This window comes from Lysobacter solisilvae (assembly GCF_016613535.2).
Classification (GTDB): Bacteria; Pseudomonadota; Gammaproteobacteria; order Xanthomonadales; family Xanthomonadaceae; genus Agrilutibacter; species Agrilutibacter solisilvae.
The window spans coordinates 1,794,642-1,808,523 of the sequence record NZ_CP071518.1 but is presented as its reverse complement, the minus strand read 5'-3'; the positions used below and the strand labels follow the sequence as shown (position 1 = coordinate 1,808,523).

Annotated in this window: 11 protein-coding genes; 10 read left to right on the top strand and 1 reads right to left on the bottom strand. The window is 64.4% G+C overall.

All coding sequences use genetic code 11. From position 1 onward, the window contains the following. Positions 1 to 46: 46 nt before the first annotated feature. The 10 genes from I8J32_RS07875 to I8J32_RS07830 all read left to right on the top strand — a co-directional run bounded on the left by I8J32_RS07875 (position 47) and on the right by I8J32_RS07830 (position 13,083). Positions 47 to 2,641: an EAL domain-containing protein gene (locus I8J32_RS07875; protein ID WP_200610423.1), complete on the top strand. Its 2,595-nt coding sequence runs from the start codon at positions 47 to 49 to the stop codon at positions 2,639 to 2,641. 174 nt (positions 2,642 to 2,815) lie between these two features. Beyond that, complete coding sequence (locus tag I8J32_RS07870; RefSeq protein WP_200610415.1) at positions 2,816 to 2,962, top strand: hypothetical protein; 147 nt, start codon at positions 2,816 to 2,818, stop codon at positions 2,960 to 2,962. 21 nt (positions 2,963 to 2,983) lie between these two features. Beyond that, the gene (locus I8J32_RS07865; RefSeq protein ID WP_200613204.1) at positions 2,984 to 3,229 is read left to right on the top strand and encodes a hypothetical protein; all 246 of its coding nucleotides are present in this window, start codon (positions 2,984 to 2,986) and stop codon (positions 3,227 to 3,229) included. Between the two features lie 27 nt (positions 3,230 to 3,256). Next, positions 3,257 to 3,565: a hypothetical protein gene (locus tag I8J32_RS07860; RefSeq protein ID WP_200610413.1), complete on the top strand. Its 309-nt coding sequence runs from the start codon at positions 3,257 to 3,259 to the stop codon at positions 3,563 to 3,565. Positions 3,566 to 3,710: 145 nt separating this feature from the next. Beyond that, positions 3,711 to 4,679, top strand: coding sequence for a ribokinase (locus tag I8J32_RS07855; RefSeq protein ID WP_207526860.1), 969 nt, complete (start codon positions 3,711 to 3,713; stop codon positions 4,677 to 4,679). 538 nt (positions 4,680 to 5,217) lie between these two features. Beyond that, positions 5,218 to 7,917: an N-acetylmuramidase domain-containing protein gene (locus I8J32_RS07850; RefSeq protein ID WP_200610403.1), complete on the top strand. Its 2,700-nt coding sequence runs from the start codon at positions 5,218 to 5,220 to the stop codon at positions 7,915 to 7,917. A gap of 298 nt (positions 7,918 to 8,215) precedes the next feature. Then, on the top strand, positions 8,216 to 8,677 hold the full coding sequence (locus I8J32_RS07845) for a hypothetical protein (protein WP_200610393.1): 462 nt from the start codon (positions 8,216 to 8,218) through the stop codon (positions 8,675 to 8,677). A gap of 283 nt (positions 8,678 to 8,960) precedes the next feature. Continuing rightward, on the top strand, positions 8,961 to 9,980 hold the full coding sequence (locus I8J32_RS07840; RefSeq protein ID WP_200610391.1) for a trypsin-like serine peptidase: 1,020 nt from the start codon (positions 8,961 to 8,963) through the stop codon (positions 9,978 to 9,980). 2 nt (positions 9,981 to 9,982) lie between these two features. Continuing rightward, positions 9,983 to 12,004 (top strand): S8 family peptidase, encoded by a 2,022-nt coding sequence (locus I8J32_RS07835; protein WP_200610389.1) that lies wholly within the window; start codon positions 9,983 to 9,985, stop codon positions 12,002 to 12,004. An 11-nt stretch (positions 12,005 to 12,015) separates the two neighbouring features. Further along, entirely contained in the window at positions 12,016 to 13,083 is a 1,068-nt protein-coding gene (locus I8J32_RS07830; protein WP_200610388.1) for a hypothetical protein, read from the top strand. Between the two features lie 283 nt (positions 13,084 to 13,366). On the opposite strand, the gene I8J32_RS07825 is transcribed toward I8J32_RS07830, so the two are convergent. Further along, positions 13,367 to 13,873, bottom strand: a complete 507-nt coding sequence (locus I8J32_RS07825; RefSeq protein ID WP_200610387.1) for a hypothetical protein — start codon at positions 13,871 to 13,873, stop codon at positions 13,367 to 13,369. Between the last annotated feature and the right edge of the window lie 9 nt (positions 13,874 to 13,882).

Below are 13,882 nucleotides of genomic sequence, written 5' to 3'. Positions count from 1 at the left end.
TGTGCGCCGCACAATTCTGACATAACCCAGGAAGGCCGCATCGCAAATGTCCGCGGACATTCTCATTGTCGCCAACCCCCAGTCCAGGGCCGCGATCTCGTATGCGCTCAGTGGCGCACCGCAACACTTCCGGCTGCTGAGCGCGGGCAGCGAACGCGATATGCGGCAACAGTTGAGCGAGGCGGATCCGGTCGCCGTATTGTTCGATGATGCAGCGCCGGTCATGGATCGCAAGCGTGCGATGGAACTCGTCGCGGAGTTTTGCGCCGGCACGCCCCTGGTCGTCATTGGCCGTTCGGCTGACGTAGACGATGCTATCCGCGCATTGGATGAGGGGGCCGCGGACTATGTTGCGCAGCAGAATCTCGTGCGCTTGTCGTGGACGATTGAACGCGCCGTCCGAACCGAATGCGAACGGCGCAGGCACATTGAAGTTCTTCAGAATCAACTTGCGGCAAGCAAGGAACGCTTCCAGATGTTCGCAGAGACCAGTAAGGACTGGGTCTGGGAAATCGATCGAAACATCAAACTGATGTATTCCAATCAGGCAGTCAAAGCCATTCTGGGGTATGACCCCGCGTGCTTGATCGGCGCCTATGTGCCGGAATTGCTGAGCGAGGGCAGCCGGAAGGAAGTTGAAGCGGAATTCCCGAAAATTGCCGGGACTGGGGGCACCTTCACCAACTGGCGCCTTCAGTGGCTGCATCGTGACAAATACTGGAAAACGCTCGAGAGCACTGGCGTCGCCACCTATGACGAGCACGGCAAGGTTGCGGGATACCGCGGCGTCAGCCCAGACCTGACTGAAAAGCTCAAGAACATCCAGAAGATTGAGCATGTCAACCGAATCCACGCTGTTTTGAGCGCGATCAGCAACATCGCGCTTAGAGCCAACAGCCGTCAGGAACTCCTGGCTGGCGCCTGCGACACGGCCGTCAGGGAGGCAGGATTCAAGGCGGCCCTGCTCGCAGAACGCGTCGGCGACAGCAACTCGTTTACGATCGTCGCACGTAGTGGTTCACACGAGCTGCTTGATGCGATTGCTTCGAGTCCCATCTTCGAGCTGCACTTGAACGGGCGCGGTAAAGACCACCCGGACGAGGTTGCTGCCAATGAGTGCAGGGAAGTGAGAGTCTTCGATTTTGCCAATTGCGAACGTCATCTTGCCGTTGCCAGGGACATGATTGAGCGCGGCATTCGCTCGCAGGTGGCGTTACCCCTTGGCGAAAGACCATGGGGATTCTTGAACCTGTACTCCGACAAGGAGCTCGAGTACGACATCGACGAGATTGGATTGCTGCATCGCTTGGCTGATGAAATTGACTTCGGCTTGCGATTTCTCGAGAAGCGCGAACAGTTGGGGTACCTCGCATTCCATCATCCAGTATCCGGCCTGCCGAACCGGCACGCGTTCCTGGACCATCTTGGCAGCCGTCCCGCCAATACGGCCATCGTCGTCGCGGCCGTCAAGATCGCTCGCCTGGGCAGTATTGCGAGCGCACGTGGCCGCGCTTTCGCAGATGAGCTCCTTGCACGGGCGGGCGCGAGTCTCGGCGCCCTGGGCGGTTTCGCCGCCCATGTTGAAGGCTCTATATTTCTCCTGACCTGGGAGCAGGGCGACACCCTCCAGACGGAGGCGGCCAACCTTGATGCGCGCCTGGAAGATCTGGAAGCGAGCGGCTTTATCGTTGGCGATGAGCTGATTCACATAACACTTCGGGCGGGTATCGCGCCCGGAGTTGCCGGTAATTCAGAAGAGCTTGAACGTAACGCCAATTCCGCCCTGGCATCAGCGATCAAGGCAGGTCAGCGCGTCGCTGAGTTCGACAAGGTGCTCCAAGGGCGGATAGCCCGAGCACTGGATTTGGAGCGAGACCTACGCCGAGCCTTGGAGCACGAGGAACTCGAGCTTCACTATCAGCCCAAGTTCGATGCAACGACCCGGCGGCTTGCAGGTGCCGAGGCCCTTCTGCGCTGGCGTCATCCCCGAGAGGGCCTGGTCTCCCCGCAGGATTTCATTCCAGCTCTGGAAGAGAGCGGATTGATCGTGCCGGTTGGCGCGTGGGTCATGGCGCAAGCTCTCCGGACCGCCCTGCATTGGCGGCGCACGTACCGTCCAGCGCTTCGCGTCGCCGTCAACGTGTCGGTACGCGAACTGCGCCACAAGGATTTTCTGGAGGAAGCCAAACGCCTGCTGGAGCCCTTTGCCGGTAACCAGCCGTTGGACATCGAGGTGACGGAAAGCGTCCTGATGGAGGACATCACTCGGAGTATTTCAACGCTGGAGGGCTTGCGCACATTAGGCTGCCGAATCGAAATCGACGATTTTGGAACCGGCTATTCCTCTCTCAACTACCTCGTGAGGCTCCCAATCGATGCGATCAAGATCGATCGCAGCTTTGTCAGCGCTCTTACACAGGGTCCGCAAGCCGCCGCGATCTCCGGCGCGATCATTGAGCTTGCGCATGCGCTGGGCATGCGAGTGACTGGGGAAGGCGTGGAGACCGAGGAACAGGTTCGGATGCTCCAGTTGCTACGTTGCGACACCCTCCAGGGGTTTCTGCTCGGCAGGCCAATGGATGCTGAAGCTTTTGCGTCGCAGGTGCTGTCGGGCTTCGCTACGAGCAGCGCCAACGATTGACAGTCGAAGTTGGCGAGTCTGCAGTTCAATCAGCCCCTTGCCGCGCTTTAACGTGCTGGAACCGGACTTGCGTTGCATCGCAGAGTGGAGCTACGGGAGTCCGCTTTCGACCGTAAGCGGTCGTTGCCGCTGTGCGACCGGTCCGCTGGCTCATCCAAAGGAAAGAGGACACAGGTGGCCGAGCTACGCGAACCGGGCCACGTCGGCGTCGATCCCCGCTCCCTGCTGGTGGACGTGAAACCGCGGGACAACTTCGTGGATGTGGACGACGGCGCGAAGGCCGCGCCCGGCGGACACCCGCGCGCAGTGGAGCGGCCCTGAACCAGCGGCCGTTGCGTTGCGATGCTCGCGCCGTCGAATGTGGCCAGTGGCGGCACGCTATGCTCCGCGGGCGTCGCTGACTCTGACAGGGCCGAAATTCGAAATGAGCGAGCACGATCCCTACATCCCACCCGCGTCACCCACCTTTTCCCGGCCGGCGAAGGCGCCGGCTACGCGGGCGGCATCCTGTCGGCCGGCGTCGATGGCATCCGCACCGCGGAAGCCGTGGCGCTGGATATCGTTTCGCGCGCCGCGCCCGCCCCGTAGCGTTCCGGTCCGGGAGTCGAATTCGAAATGACCACGCACGACCCCTACGTCGCACCCACAACGCTCACCTTTCCGGCCTCCACGGGCCGCTCGCGCGCCGCCCGCGTGGCCCACGCGGTCGGCTGCGTGCTGCTGATCGTCGCACTGCTGCTGTTGATCGCATCGGCCGTAATGGCGTGGGACGGCGTGCGCTACGACACGCGTCACGGTGGGGTCTACGCGATCATGTCCGCCATGTTCATGACCGTGTTCGTCGCCCTGCCGATGTTCGGCACGGGCGCATGGCTTGTCACCCGGTTCAGGGCGCGCCCCCGGCAGCAGGAACCAGCGAAGTAGCGCGGGTAAGCGCAGCGCACCCGGGTGAGGCGCCGACGCCCTGTCCGAAAGAGCCCGGGTGCACCCCGCTTACCCGGGCGTGGCTTTCCGCACAACCCCACCCCGACGCGCCACAATCGCCACACCGCTCCCTGCAGGCCCTGCCATGCCCACCGTTCTCGTCATCGGTTCCTTCAACGTCGACCACGTCTGGCGCGTGGCGGCGCTCCCGCGGCCGGGCGAGACACTGGGGCTGGGCGAGTACCTGGCCGGTCCCGGCGGCAAGGGTTTCAACCAGGCCACCGCCGTGGCGCGGGCCGGTGCGCGGACGCACTTCGTTTGCGCGCTGGGCGAGGACGTGGGCGCGCAGTTGGCGCGCGCGCTGGCCACCGCCGACGACATCGACCTGCGCGACCTGCGCGCCACGCGCCCCACCGGCACCGCCGGCATCTTCGTCGACGCGCAGGGCCGCAACATCATCGTCGTCGCCCCCGGCGCCAACGCCGAGCTCGACGAGGACTTCGTGCAGACCCAGGGCGAGGCGATCGGCCGCGCGCAGGTCGTGCTGGCGCAACTGGAATCCCCGACGGCCGCCGTCGCCCGCGGTTTCTCCCTGGCGCGCCAGAGCGGCGCCGTCACCGTGCTCAACCCCGCGCCCGCTGACGCCGAGATCCCCGCCAGCCTGCTGCGCATGGCCGACATCCTCACCCCGAACGAATCCGAGTTCGCCGCGCAGCTGCTGGCGCACACCGGCCAGACCATCGACCCCGCGCACCTGGCCACGCAGGACGAGTCCACGCTGCATTCGCTGTGCCGTGACCTGCTGCGCGACGGCACCGTCGTGGTCACCCTCGGCGCCGCCGGCTGCTTCGTCTCGCACGCCTCCGACCAGCGCCGCGGCGACGTGCACCTGCATTACCGCGTGCCCGCCGAACCCGTCACCCCGGTCGACACCACCGGCGCCGGCGACGCGTTCAATGGTGCGCTGGCCGCGTCGCTGGCCCGCAGTCCCGATGCCGCGTTCGAAACCCACGTGCGTTATGCCAACCGCTATGCCGCGTTGTCGACGGAACAGGTGGGCGCGGCGACGTCGATGCCGCAGGACGCCCAGGTGCGCTCGCGCTTCGGCGACTGAGCCGCGCCTCCTTCTCCCGCTGCGATCGTCCCTTCCCCCGCTGCGGATCAGCCCCTTCCCCCGCTCCGCGGGGGAAGGTTGGGATGGGGGCCAACGATCGCCGCGAATCTGCCCCTTCCCCCGCTCCGCGGGGGGTGAAAGGACGCGTTTGCGGACCACTGGTCCGCGCGTCATCGAACGCCAGCAGGCTGTGCCTGCTGGCCGGGACGGTTGGGATGGGGGCCACCGATCGCGTCGAATCTGCCCCTTCCCCCGCTTTGCGGGGGAAGGTTGGGATGGGGGCCACCGATCGCCGCGAATCAGGTCTTCCCGCAGCGCGGGGAAAGCAATCCCGCTCCTCCCTGGATGCGACGCGATCGTCGGCCCCCACCCCAACCCTCCCCCGCGCAGCGGGGGAGGGAGCAGAAGCGTCGCTCTGCTCAAGCGTCCCCCCTTGTCCCACCCCCACCCCCACCCGCGTTGCCTCCCATGGGCCCGTCTCAAGTGGCGCGTCCCGCCATTGCTAGGATCACCCCTGGACCGGAGCACGGAGGCGCGCATGGAACCCACGATCCGCACCACGGTGGAGAAGAAGGTCTGGGAGGACCTGGCCCGCGCCCTGCAGGTGGAGGAAGCCACCCTGCGCGCCGTCGCCGAGGTCGAGGCCGCCGGCAGCGGCTTCCTGCCCGCGCCGGATCTGCGTCCCAAGATCCTGTTCGAAGGCCACGCCTTCCACCGCCTCACCGGCGGCCGCTACAGCGACTCCCACCCCGCCATCAGCCATCGCCACTGGGACCCGAAGAAGTACTCGGGCACGCTGGCCGGCGAGTGGGCGCGCCTCGACGCCGCCAGCCAGCTCGATCGCACCGCGGCGTTGCAGGCAGCCAGCTGGGGCCTGTTCCAGATCATGGGTTTCAACTACCCCTACTGCGGCAGCGCCGACGTCGAGGCCTTCGTCGCCGCGCAGCACGAGAGCGGCACGCAGCAGCTGGCGTTGTTCGTGAAGTTCGTCTCGCGCCCGCCCTTCCTCGACGCGCTGAAGACCAAGAACTGGGCCGCCTTCGCCGAGGCCTACAACGGCCCGGGCTACGCCGCCAACCACTACGACACCCGCCTCGCGGACGCGCACAAGCGCTGGACCGACGAACTGGCCGGCGTCGTCCCCGCCGGCCCGCCGCCCGCCGACACCGCGCCCGGCGATCCGCCCGAACCGGAGACCAAGGCCACCGTCACCAAGGCGCCGGTGCGCGCCGCGAGGGCCGGGCTGTCGGTGCCGCCGGCGCCGGACACGCTGCCGCCGGGGCGCGAGGACTTCGCCCCCGTGCCCGCGATGCGCCGCGAGAACGACCGCGTGCGCAACGTGCGCCCCGACCCGGTCGACCTGCGCGACTGGGAATACCGCCCCGCCATTGCCGTCGCCCCGCCGGCCACGCGCCTGCCCAACAACCCGCGGCCGACCAAGCAGCAGGGCGAGACCAACGCCTGCACCGGCTTCGCGCTGTCGACGGTGATCGAGTACCTGCTCGCCGAGACCGAGGACCGCGCCGTCGAAGGCATGAGCGGCTACATGCTCTATTCGATGGCCCGCCGCTACGACGAGTGGGCGCTGGACGGCGAAGGCGTGGACACCGGCTCCTCGCTGCGCGGCGCGCTCAAGGGCTGGAGCAAGCACGGCGCCAGCGCCGAACGGCTGTGGGACACGATGGAGATGCCCGCGGCCACCAACGACGACTCCGACTGGTGGCTGGACGCGGTGAAGCGGCCGATGGGCGCCTACTACCGCATCGAGCCGGCCAACATCCGCGACATGCACGTGGCCCTGCACGAAGTGCGCGCGATCTACGCCAGCGCCTTCACCCACACCGGCTGGGACACGATGCTGGGCACGCGCAACACGCCCGCGCCCGCCGGCCCCGACGACGTGCCGATCATCCCCGCCGGCCAGGGCTCGCGCGACCTCGGCCACGCCTTCGCCATCGTCGGCTACACCAACGACGGCTTCATCGTGCAGAACTCCTGGAGCGCCAAGTGGGGCCGCGGCGGTTTCGCGGTGCTGCGCTACGAGGACTGGCTGGCCAACGCGATGGACTGCTGGGTGGTGCAGCTGGGCGTGGTGACCGCCGAGCACGACGAAGTGGCGCGCGCGCCCTCGCTGCGCACCGACCGCGCCGGCCGCGCGGTGATCTCGCGCCACACCACCCTGGCCGACCACGAGATCTCGCCCTTCGTGGTCAACATGGAGAACGAAGGCAAGCTCAGCGACCGCGGGCGCTTCCGCACCGACGAAGGCGACCTGCGCCTGCTGGTCGAGCACCACATGCGCTACGCCGCCAACAAGTGGGCGATCCCCGCCGACGGCCACCTCGACGTGGCCATCTACGCCCACGGCGGCCTGACCACCGAGGACGCCGCGGCCGCCACCGCGCGCGCGTGGATCCCGCACCTGTACAGCCACCGCATCTTCCCGATCTTCCTGATGTGGGAGACCGGCGCCTTCGACACCCTGGGCAACATCTTCGAGGACGCGGTGGCCGGCGAGGCGGAAAAGACCGGTGGCGAACGCTGGAGCCGCTTCCGCCGCGAGATCAAGGACTGGCTCAACGAGCGCATGGAAGGCCTGGCGCGCCGGCCCGGCCAGAAGATGTGGGGCGAGATGAAGGAAAACGCCGACGCGCTCAGCCGCCCGCGGCCCAAGGCCAAGGCCAAGGGCGCGGAGCAGAAGGCCTCCGGCGTGGTGCAGCTGTTCGAGCAGTTCCAGGCCGCCGCCGGCCTGCCCAAGCTGCGCCTGCACCTGATCGGGCATTCGGCCGGCGCCATCGTGCACAGCTACCTGGGCCCGCGCGCGATCAAGCAGCACCTGGAAGTGGCCTCGATCAGCATGCTGGCCCCGGCCGTGCGCCTGGACCTGTTCCACGAGCAGCTGGGCGGCCTGATCACCGCGAAGAACATCCCGGTGCTGATCAGCAACCTCACCGACGCGGCCGAACGCGCCGACAGCACCTGCAAGCCCTACGGCCACTCGCTGCTGTACCTGGTCAGCCGCTCCTTCGAGGACCACGAGGAGACGCCCCTGCTGGGCATGGAGAAGCACCTCGTCCCCGCCCTGCCCGCCCACCCCTGGGGCGTCAACGTGCGCCAGCTGCGCACGCCGGGCTTCAGCTGGATGCAGGGCGCCGCGGCGACCCGCGCGACCACCCACGGCGCGCTGGACAACGACGACGCGGTGCGCGAGGCGGTGGCGAGGTTTATCAAGGGCTGAGGGGCCGCGCCCATCCGGGCGTGCGTGGGTGCGCGGGGCGGCGATTGCCCGGCCCGCCAGGAGCTCGCGGCACGCCGCCAGCGTCGAGAGGCTCGGCTGCGGCCGACGGCGAGCGGCTGTATCGGGCCCCGCGGCGACGCATACCCGCCTCACCGCATCGCCGCCCCGCCCCCGCATAGCCCCTTGGGCCGATTGCGCCGCCGGCGAAGCCGAGGCCACAGTGCAGGAGCCCCCCTGGGGCCCGACGGCCATGACGGCGGGCCGCGGGCGCGCTGCCCACGCCGAAGGAGGCCGCTCCATGAGCACCGAAACGCTGATGCCGGTCACGGCCGAGGCCCCCTCCACCGCCCAGCGCACCTTCGTGCGCTACTACACCGGCGTCTTCATGGACCTGGTGGTGCTGGGCCTGTTCGCCCAGTACTGGGACCGGGTGCACGTCGACAGCTTCAGCACCTGCCTGCTCGCGGCCATCGTGCTGCAGGTGCTGCTCAAGGCCACCATCGCCGTCGAACACCAGGTCGCCGTGTTCTTCAAGAAGCGGCCCGGCGGTTTCAACAAGTTCCTGCGCTTCTTCTTCGCCTGGCTGGTGCTGTTCGGCTCGAAGTTCGTGATCCTCGACGCGATCACCTTCCTGTTCGGCGAGAACGTCCACTTCGACGGCCGCTGGCACGGGATCATCCCGCTGATCATCGTGGTGGTGGTGATGCTGGTGGCGGAGGAGGTGGTGGTGCGGGTGTATCGGAGGTTGGGGAAGGATTGAGAAGGCAAGCTGCTTCTGAATTGCGATACTCAAGGGGCTGCGCACTGGCCAGCGACCGCGACGTTCGCGCGGCAAATGAGGTCTTACCTCATCCGAGGTAACGCCGATTGCGGCAAAGATCTCTACGAACGAGACAGGCTCCGATGCTCGCGGCGCTCACTCCCCCATGCGGGGGATGAGCCAAGCAAGGTGGCCGATAGGTCAGTGCAAGGCGCGTTCTTCTCATTGCTAGCAGCATGCCGCGGTAGACAGGGACTTCGGCCAAGCAGAATGGAGGCATGCCATGCGCCGGGCGAATGCGTTCGGGTCGATCGCAACAGCGAAGCGGGCTTTTGGTTCGGCGCTCCTCGCCGGCTGCGTAGCTTGTAGCCAGGCCGCTAGTCGAACCAATCAAGCACTGACCTTAGCTCCAGCCGCGGCGCCGACCGCCGAAACAGCCGAGGACATCTCTTTCGTACTCGCGGACGAGCGCCTCCCTTCCGGCAGGTTCACGCTTTCCAACGGGATCAAGGTCACTCGCAGCGATTGGCCCGCATTGGTCTTCGCGAAGTTTGGCGAGGCCTCCTGCTCGGGCGCGTTGATTGGACCGAACATCCTGCTAACAGCAGCCCATTGCGTGGAAGACAAGCGCGGCAAGCTGCGAGAGGCCGCGCTCAAAAGATTCGGCAGTCGCTATCCGATGGCCTGCGAACGGCATCCAGCGTATGTCAGGCGGCCACCTGCCAAGGATGCGTCGGCGCCACGTGGGGCAGAAGACTACGCGTTGTGCGTCATCGACTATCGTGGAGACGCACCACAAGCGATCGCCGCTTTGCGCGTCGAAGTGCTTGATACAACCAGCACGCTGGCGCGCAAAGACCGCGTATTGTTGACCGGCTATGGGTGCATAGACACCCGTATCGTCAATCGCAAGGTCGTCTCCACCGCATCGGCCAACATCCTGCGAATCGGCGACGCCAGCATCGCACGAGCACCGACACGCCGCCTGAGCGACGGCGCTTATGTCCTGATCGATTCCCGGGGAAAACCGACGCCGGCACTTTGTCCCGGGGACTCAGGCGGACCCATGTTCGTGGGCGCTTCGCAGCTCGACCAGAAGGGGGCACGACGCATCGTGGGCGTCAACTCCGCTATCGCGCCTGGCGCCACCGGACGCTCCGATCACATCGTGTCCAAGATATCCGCAACGGGCACGGCCGCGTTCCGCCAGTGGGTCAAGGATTGGCAGGGTCGCAATGCGAACCACGCCAAGATTGTTTGCGGCGTGACCCGCGATGCGGGCACGTTTCCGTGTAGGAGCTAGCCATGAAATCCTGCTCCGTATGGGTCCTAGTGCTTACCCTCTGCACCGCGCCAAATGCAAGCGCAGGCGGCCCCTTCGATTTTCACAAAATCATGGTCAGGGCGGTGAAGAAAAGCATCGATCGGGACTTGGTCAAAGCAATCGCCGAGAGCGCCAACGCACGGGAAGTCTCGCCCGATGAAAAAGCCTCCGGCGCCACGATCAGACAGGTCATCGAGCGGGTTTGCGGATCGGTGCAGGACGGCTACCTCCCCGCGCTCGAGAAAGCCAACGGGATGTCCGGCCTAAGTCTGGACATGCCGCTAGATGATCCGATGGCGCCCACCATGTTTCCGGCGTGCCTGTATGTGTACGACGCTACGAGCAGCGGGAAGCCCGTTGAGATCGTCGTACGGGAAAGCGATAACGCGGCGGCTCTATTCGAACGCTTGACGGGGAAAAAGCCCGACGACAAGCAACTGGTGGAATATTTCGGCATGCCGCTGGACAAACTCGCGGACCTGCACCGCGGGGACGTCCTCCGCCCGAAATACATCACCCAGCCTGTGAAGTTCACGATCTCAGGACCTGACGCGGCGAACCTCGCGGTGCAGCTCGCAAGCGACATTGAGGCTGCGAAAGGGGTAGAGGCGGTTGAGGCCTCCAGGGGCCGTCTCATCGTACCGATTGAGGCACGCCTGGCGAGCAACGCGGATCTGAAGTGCACACAGGCCAGCGCTGCCCTGGACGGCCCAAGCATTGAGCGGGCGCTGCTGCACAGCAAGAGCCATGCCAAGCCCACCATGGAAGTGGATGTAATGATCGTGGACAACGGCTTCATGGGCGCCGATCCCAGCGGTAGTTTTGCAAACAGTCCGTTCGACCCCAGCTTCTTCCGTAGCAGTCCGAATGGAAACATTGCCAAGGCCTACGACCTAGTCGAAACGCGCTTGCCCATTACTGTGAGAGGTACATCGCAGGATCCTGCCATCTATGGCCACGGCACGCACGTTGCGGGCATCATCCTGGGTGGTCCCGACTTCCCGGCGCGCGACCGAAGCAAGGTTCCTCTCTTGCAGGATTCACTGCGCTTGACCGTCCTCAATGTCGCAGACGCGACGAACGTTCCGTTTGATGGCGCACCAAAGGCCCTGGGCACTGAAATCATCGAGACCACACCATGGATCGTCAACATGAGCTTGGCCTACGATGGCGTGGGATCCGATCCGCGCGCAGATGGCGTGCGGACGGCATTCCCACCCCTGTTTCAATCTCATCAGCTGTCGCTCTTCGTCGTCGCGGCAGGCAATGACAGTGGAGATGTCGAACTTCGAAGCATCTATCCGGCGATACTTGGTGGCGAGTCGGTGGTCAATGTAGTGACCGTCGCCGCGTTGGATGGCAATGGGCGGATCGCAAGCTTCAGCAATCGCGGGGACAAGGTCGACATCGCCGCGCCTGGCTGCATGATCGAGTCCTGGACGGACAACACGATGTCCCTCACGCGACTGAGTGGAACTTCGCAAGCGGCGCCTCTGGTGACTTTCGTGTCTTCAATGGTCCGCCATTTGTTGCCGCGCGCGATGCCCTTTGACCTCAAGGCACGCCTGGTCGCGAGCGGCGACCTGCTCGCGCCGGAAGATCGAGGCGCAACCGCTTTCGGAGTCAAGGTAAATCCGGTAATCGCGATGTATGTATTTGACGACTACGTGCAGAGGCTCGGCCAATCCCCCTTGCTTGGGGATGTCGTCCGTGTCGAAGGGCTTCAGTGTCCGCCGAAGTTCGGCGGGGCCGACTACCAATCCGCCGATACGCTATGGTCGATCAAGCGTTCTGGCGCGCCATTCTTTCTTTTCTCAGGTAAGCAGCATAACGACAAGCTGAAGTCGCCTTGCAAGGCAATCGTGGCAGCCAATGCAGAGGTTGTCATGCGGCCGAGGCACAAGTTGACCGCAACAGGAATCGAAGACTGGCACGGCCCTGTGGAGGTCACCATCCCCATGGGGGACATCGCGAACGTAGTTTTCGCTTCCAAGGAACGTTGAGAGGACTCGACATGAAGCGCAGTGAATGGGCGTACCTGGTGTGCAGCCTTATCGTCACGATCGCATTGCCGGGATGCGCCAGCGTCCGCTCGCATCAGGCCGGCAATCCGCCCACCTATTCGGATGATGGCCTGGTGTACCGATTGCCCAAACGCGGAATCAACGTTGGTGTCGCCTTCGAGGAGGGCAAGTCGCCGGTGCTGACGGTGACAGAAGGCACGTCGTTCGCAGATGCCGCCGGCCCCATCTATGTCGCCCGGATCGGGCGCAACGGCGTCGGCCAAACCGACGCGGAGATCAACGTCACCGAACAGGGTCTGTTGTCGGCAACAACCGCGAAGTACACCAGCCAGATCGACGACTTCATCAAGGCGCTTGCGGCGGACGCGGCGTCCATAGCCACGTCGGATGACGGAGAAACCACTGAGGAGGAGCCGCAGCGCTGCCCCACAACCGGCACGGCAAACTTGACCGCGTACATGGGCAAGGCAGGAAGGTTTCAACTTGACCCGTCTGGCGAGCGCACCGTCGAATTGCAGGTCGCCCTGAACTGCAATGTCAAAGTGAGCTTGCAAAGGGCTGGTTGGAGGCCGCCGCCTGGTGACTCCGGTGCAGTCCCTGTGCCCACCAAGGTGGCTGGCTACTTCTACAGGGTGAACATGCCCTACGTGGTGCGCGCCGAGCTTGAAGGAGTCGTAAAGGAAGCGGTCGTGATGTTGCCAGATGAATCTCCGACGTATTTCATTGAGCTTCCCCGCGCCCTGTTTGCCTCGACCGACAACACCACAACATTCACTGATGGCGTATTAACCAAGCACAAGCAGCAAACGGACAGTGAACTCATCGCCGCCTTAAAGATTCCTGCAGATTTGTTGCGCGCCTATGTGTCGGCCCTGGGCTCATTCTTCGAAGCATTCAAGTCCACAGAATTGAAGGAAGCGCAGTCAGACACGCAAAAAGTACTGAACGAGCTGCAGCGACAGAAACTCGAGGCCTGCATCATTGCACTCAGGGAAGACCCTACTGGCGAATCCTCGGACGCGCTTTGTGCGGGCATAGCGATGCCTTCTGGATCGTAAACTTCACGAGCGCGCGGCCGCGGTTCAGACTTGCCCGTCAGGCGGGTGGTCGCGTCGTCGACCGGAATCCTTCGAGAGGAGCACACGTCGGCTAGTCCGATGAAACGGCCGACATCGTCAACTTCAGAGATCGTCCGGCCACCGGGGGTCGCGGGAATGGCCACCGAAACTTCTATTCAGCGTAGGCGGCCAGAGTCGCGATCAAATCCTCAGAGCGCACTGGCCCGGCTACCACCGATGCAAGAATCGCCAAATACTGAAATGTCAACGCCACTAATAGTCCTCAATCAGTACTGCGCCTTACCCATGATTTACGATGACAGAAAACCTCGTAGACAAGGCCATCTCTTTCCGAGCGAATCACAGGCCCACGCGCTGAGTTCTTACCAACACTCCTGCGCGCAAGATCCGTAAACGCACTCAAATCCACACTCCTTACTTTGACGCTCAAGCCACCCGCATAATCAAACTCGCGGATTGGCAACTTGCATCCGCCAGGCCACGTCCCGCCTCCTAGCTGACCCACGAGGATGTACTGCGTTTCATTGTCCTTCTTGTTTGATCTGCACCATGCAATAAAGGAATAGTCATTATCGACCTCCCTGCCCGCTATAACTGATTTAACACGATACATGTAGGGCTTCTCAATCACCCTGCTTTCCGAGTAATAATCCGTAATTTCTGAGCAGCCACTACTCTTGAAGTGGTCTCGAATATCGACAGGAACAGTGTGCACGCCTTCAGCAATCGCGGGCTTTACAGCTAATAGAATCAGCAGTGCCAGTAACATCTTCACAAG

Excerpts from the sequence above, each read along its gene's own strand:
- I8J32_RS07860 (WP_200610413.1), top strand. The coding sequence starts at position 3,257 with ATGACCACGCACGACCCCTACGTCGCACCCACAACGCTCACCTTTCCG.
- I8J32_RS07850 (WP_200610403.1), top strand. The coding sequence starts at position 5,218 with ATGGAACCCACGATCCGCACCACGGTGGAGAAGAAGGTCTGGGAGGAC.
- I8J32_RS07855 (WP_207526860.1), top strand. The coding sequence starts at position 3,711 with ATGCCCACCGTTCTCGTCATCGGTTCCTTCAACGTCGACCACGTCTGG.
- I8J32_RS07845 (WP_200610393.1), top strand. The coding sequence starts at position 8,216 with ATGAGCACCGAAACGCTGATGCCGGTCACGGCCGAGGCCCCCTCCACC.
- I8J32_RS07835 (WP_200610389.1), top strand. The coding sequence starts at position 9,983 with ATGAAATCCTGCTCCGTATGGGTCCTAGTGCTTACCCTCTGCACCGCG.
- I8J32_RS07875 (WP_200610423.1), top strand. The coding sequence starts at position 47 with ATGTCCGCGGACATTCTCATTGTCGCCAACCCCCAGTCCAGGGCCGCG.
- I8J32_RS07825 (WP_200610387.1), bottom strand. The coding sequence starts at position 13,873 with ATGTTACTGGCACTGCTGATTCTATTAGCTGTAAAGCCCGCGATTGCT.
- I8J32_RS07840 (WP_200610391.1), top strand. The coding sequence starts at position 8,961 with ATGCGCCGGGCGAATGCGTTCGGGTCGATCGCAACAGCGAAGCGGGCT.
- I8J32_RS07865 (WP_200613204.1), top strand. The coding sequence starts at position 2,984 with ATGCTCGCGCCGTCGAATGTGGCCAGTGGCGGCACGCTATGCTCCGCG.
- I8J32_RS07830 (WP_200610388.1), top strand. The coding sequence starts at position 12,016 with ATGAAGCGCAGTGAATGGGCGTACCTGGTGTGCAGCCTTATCGTCACG.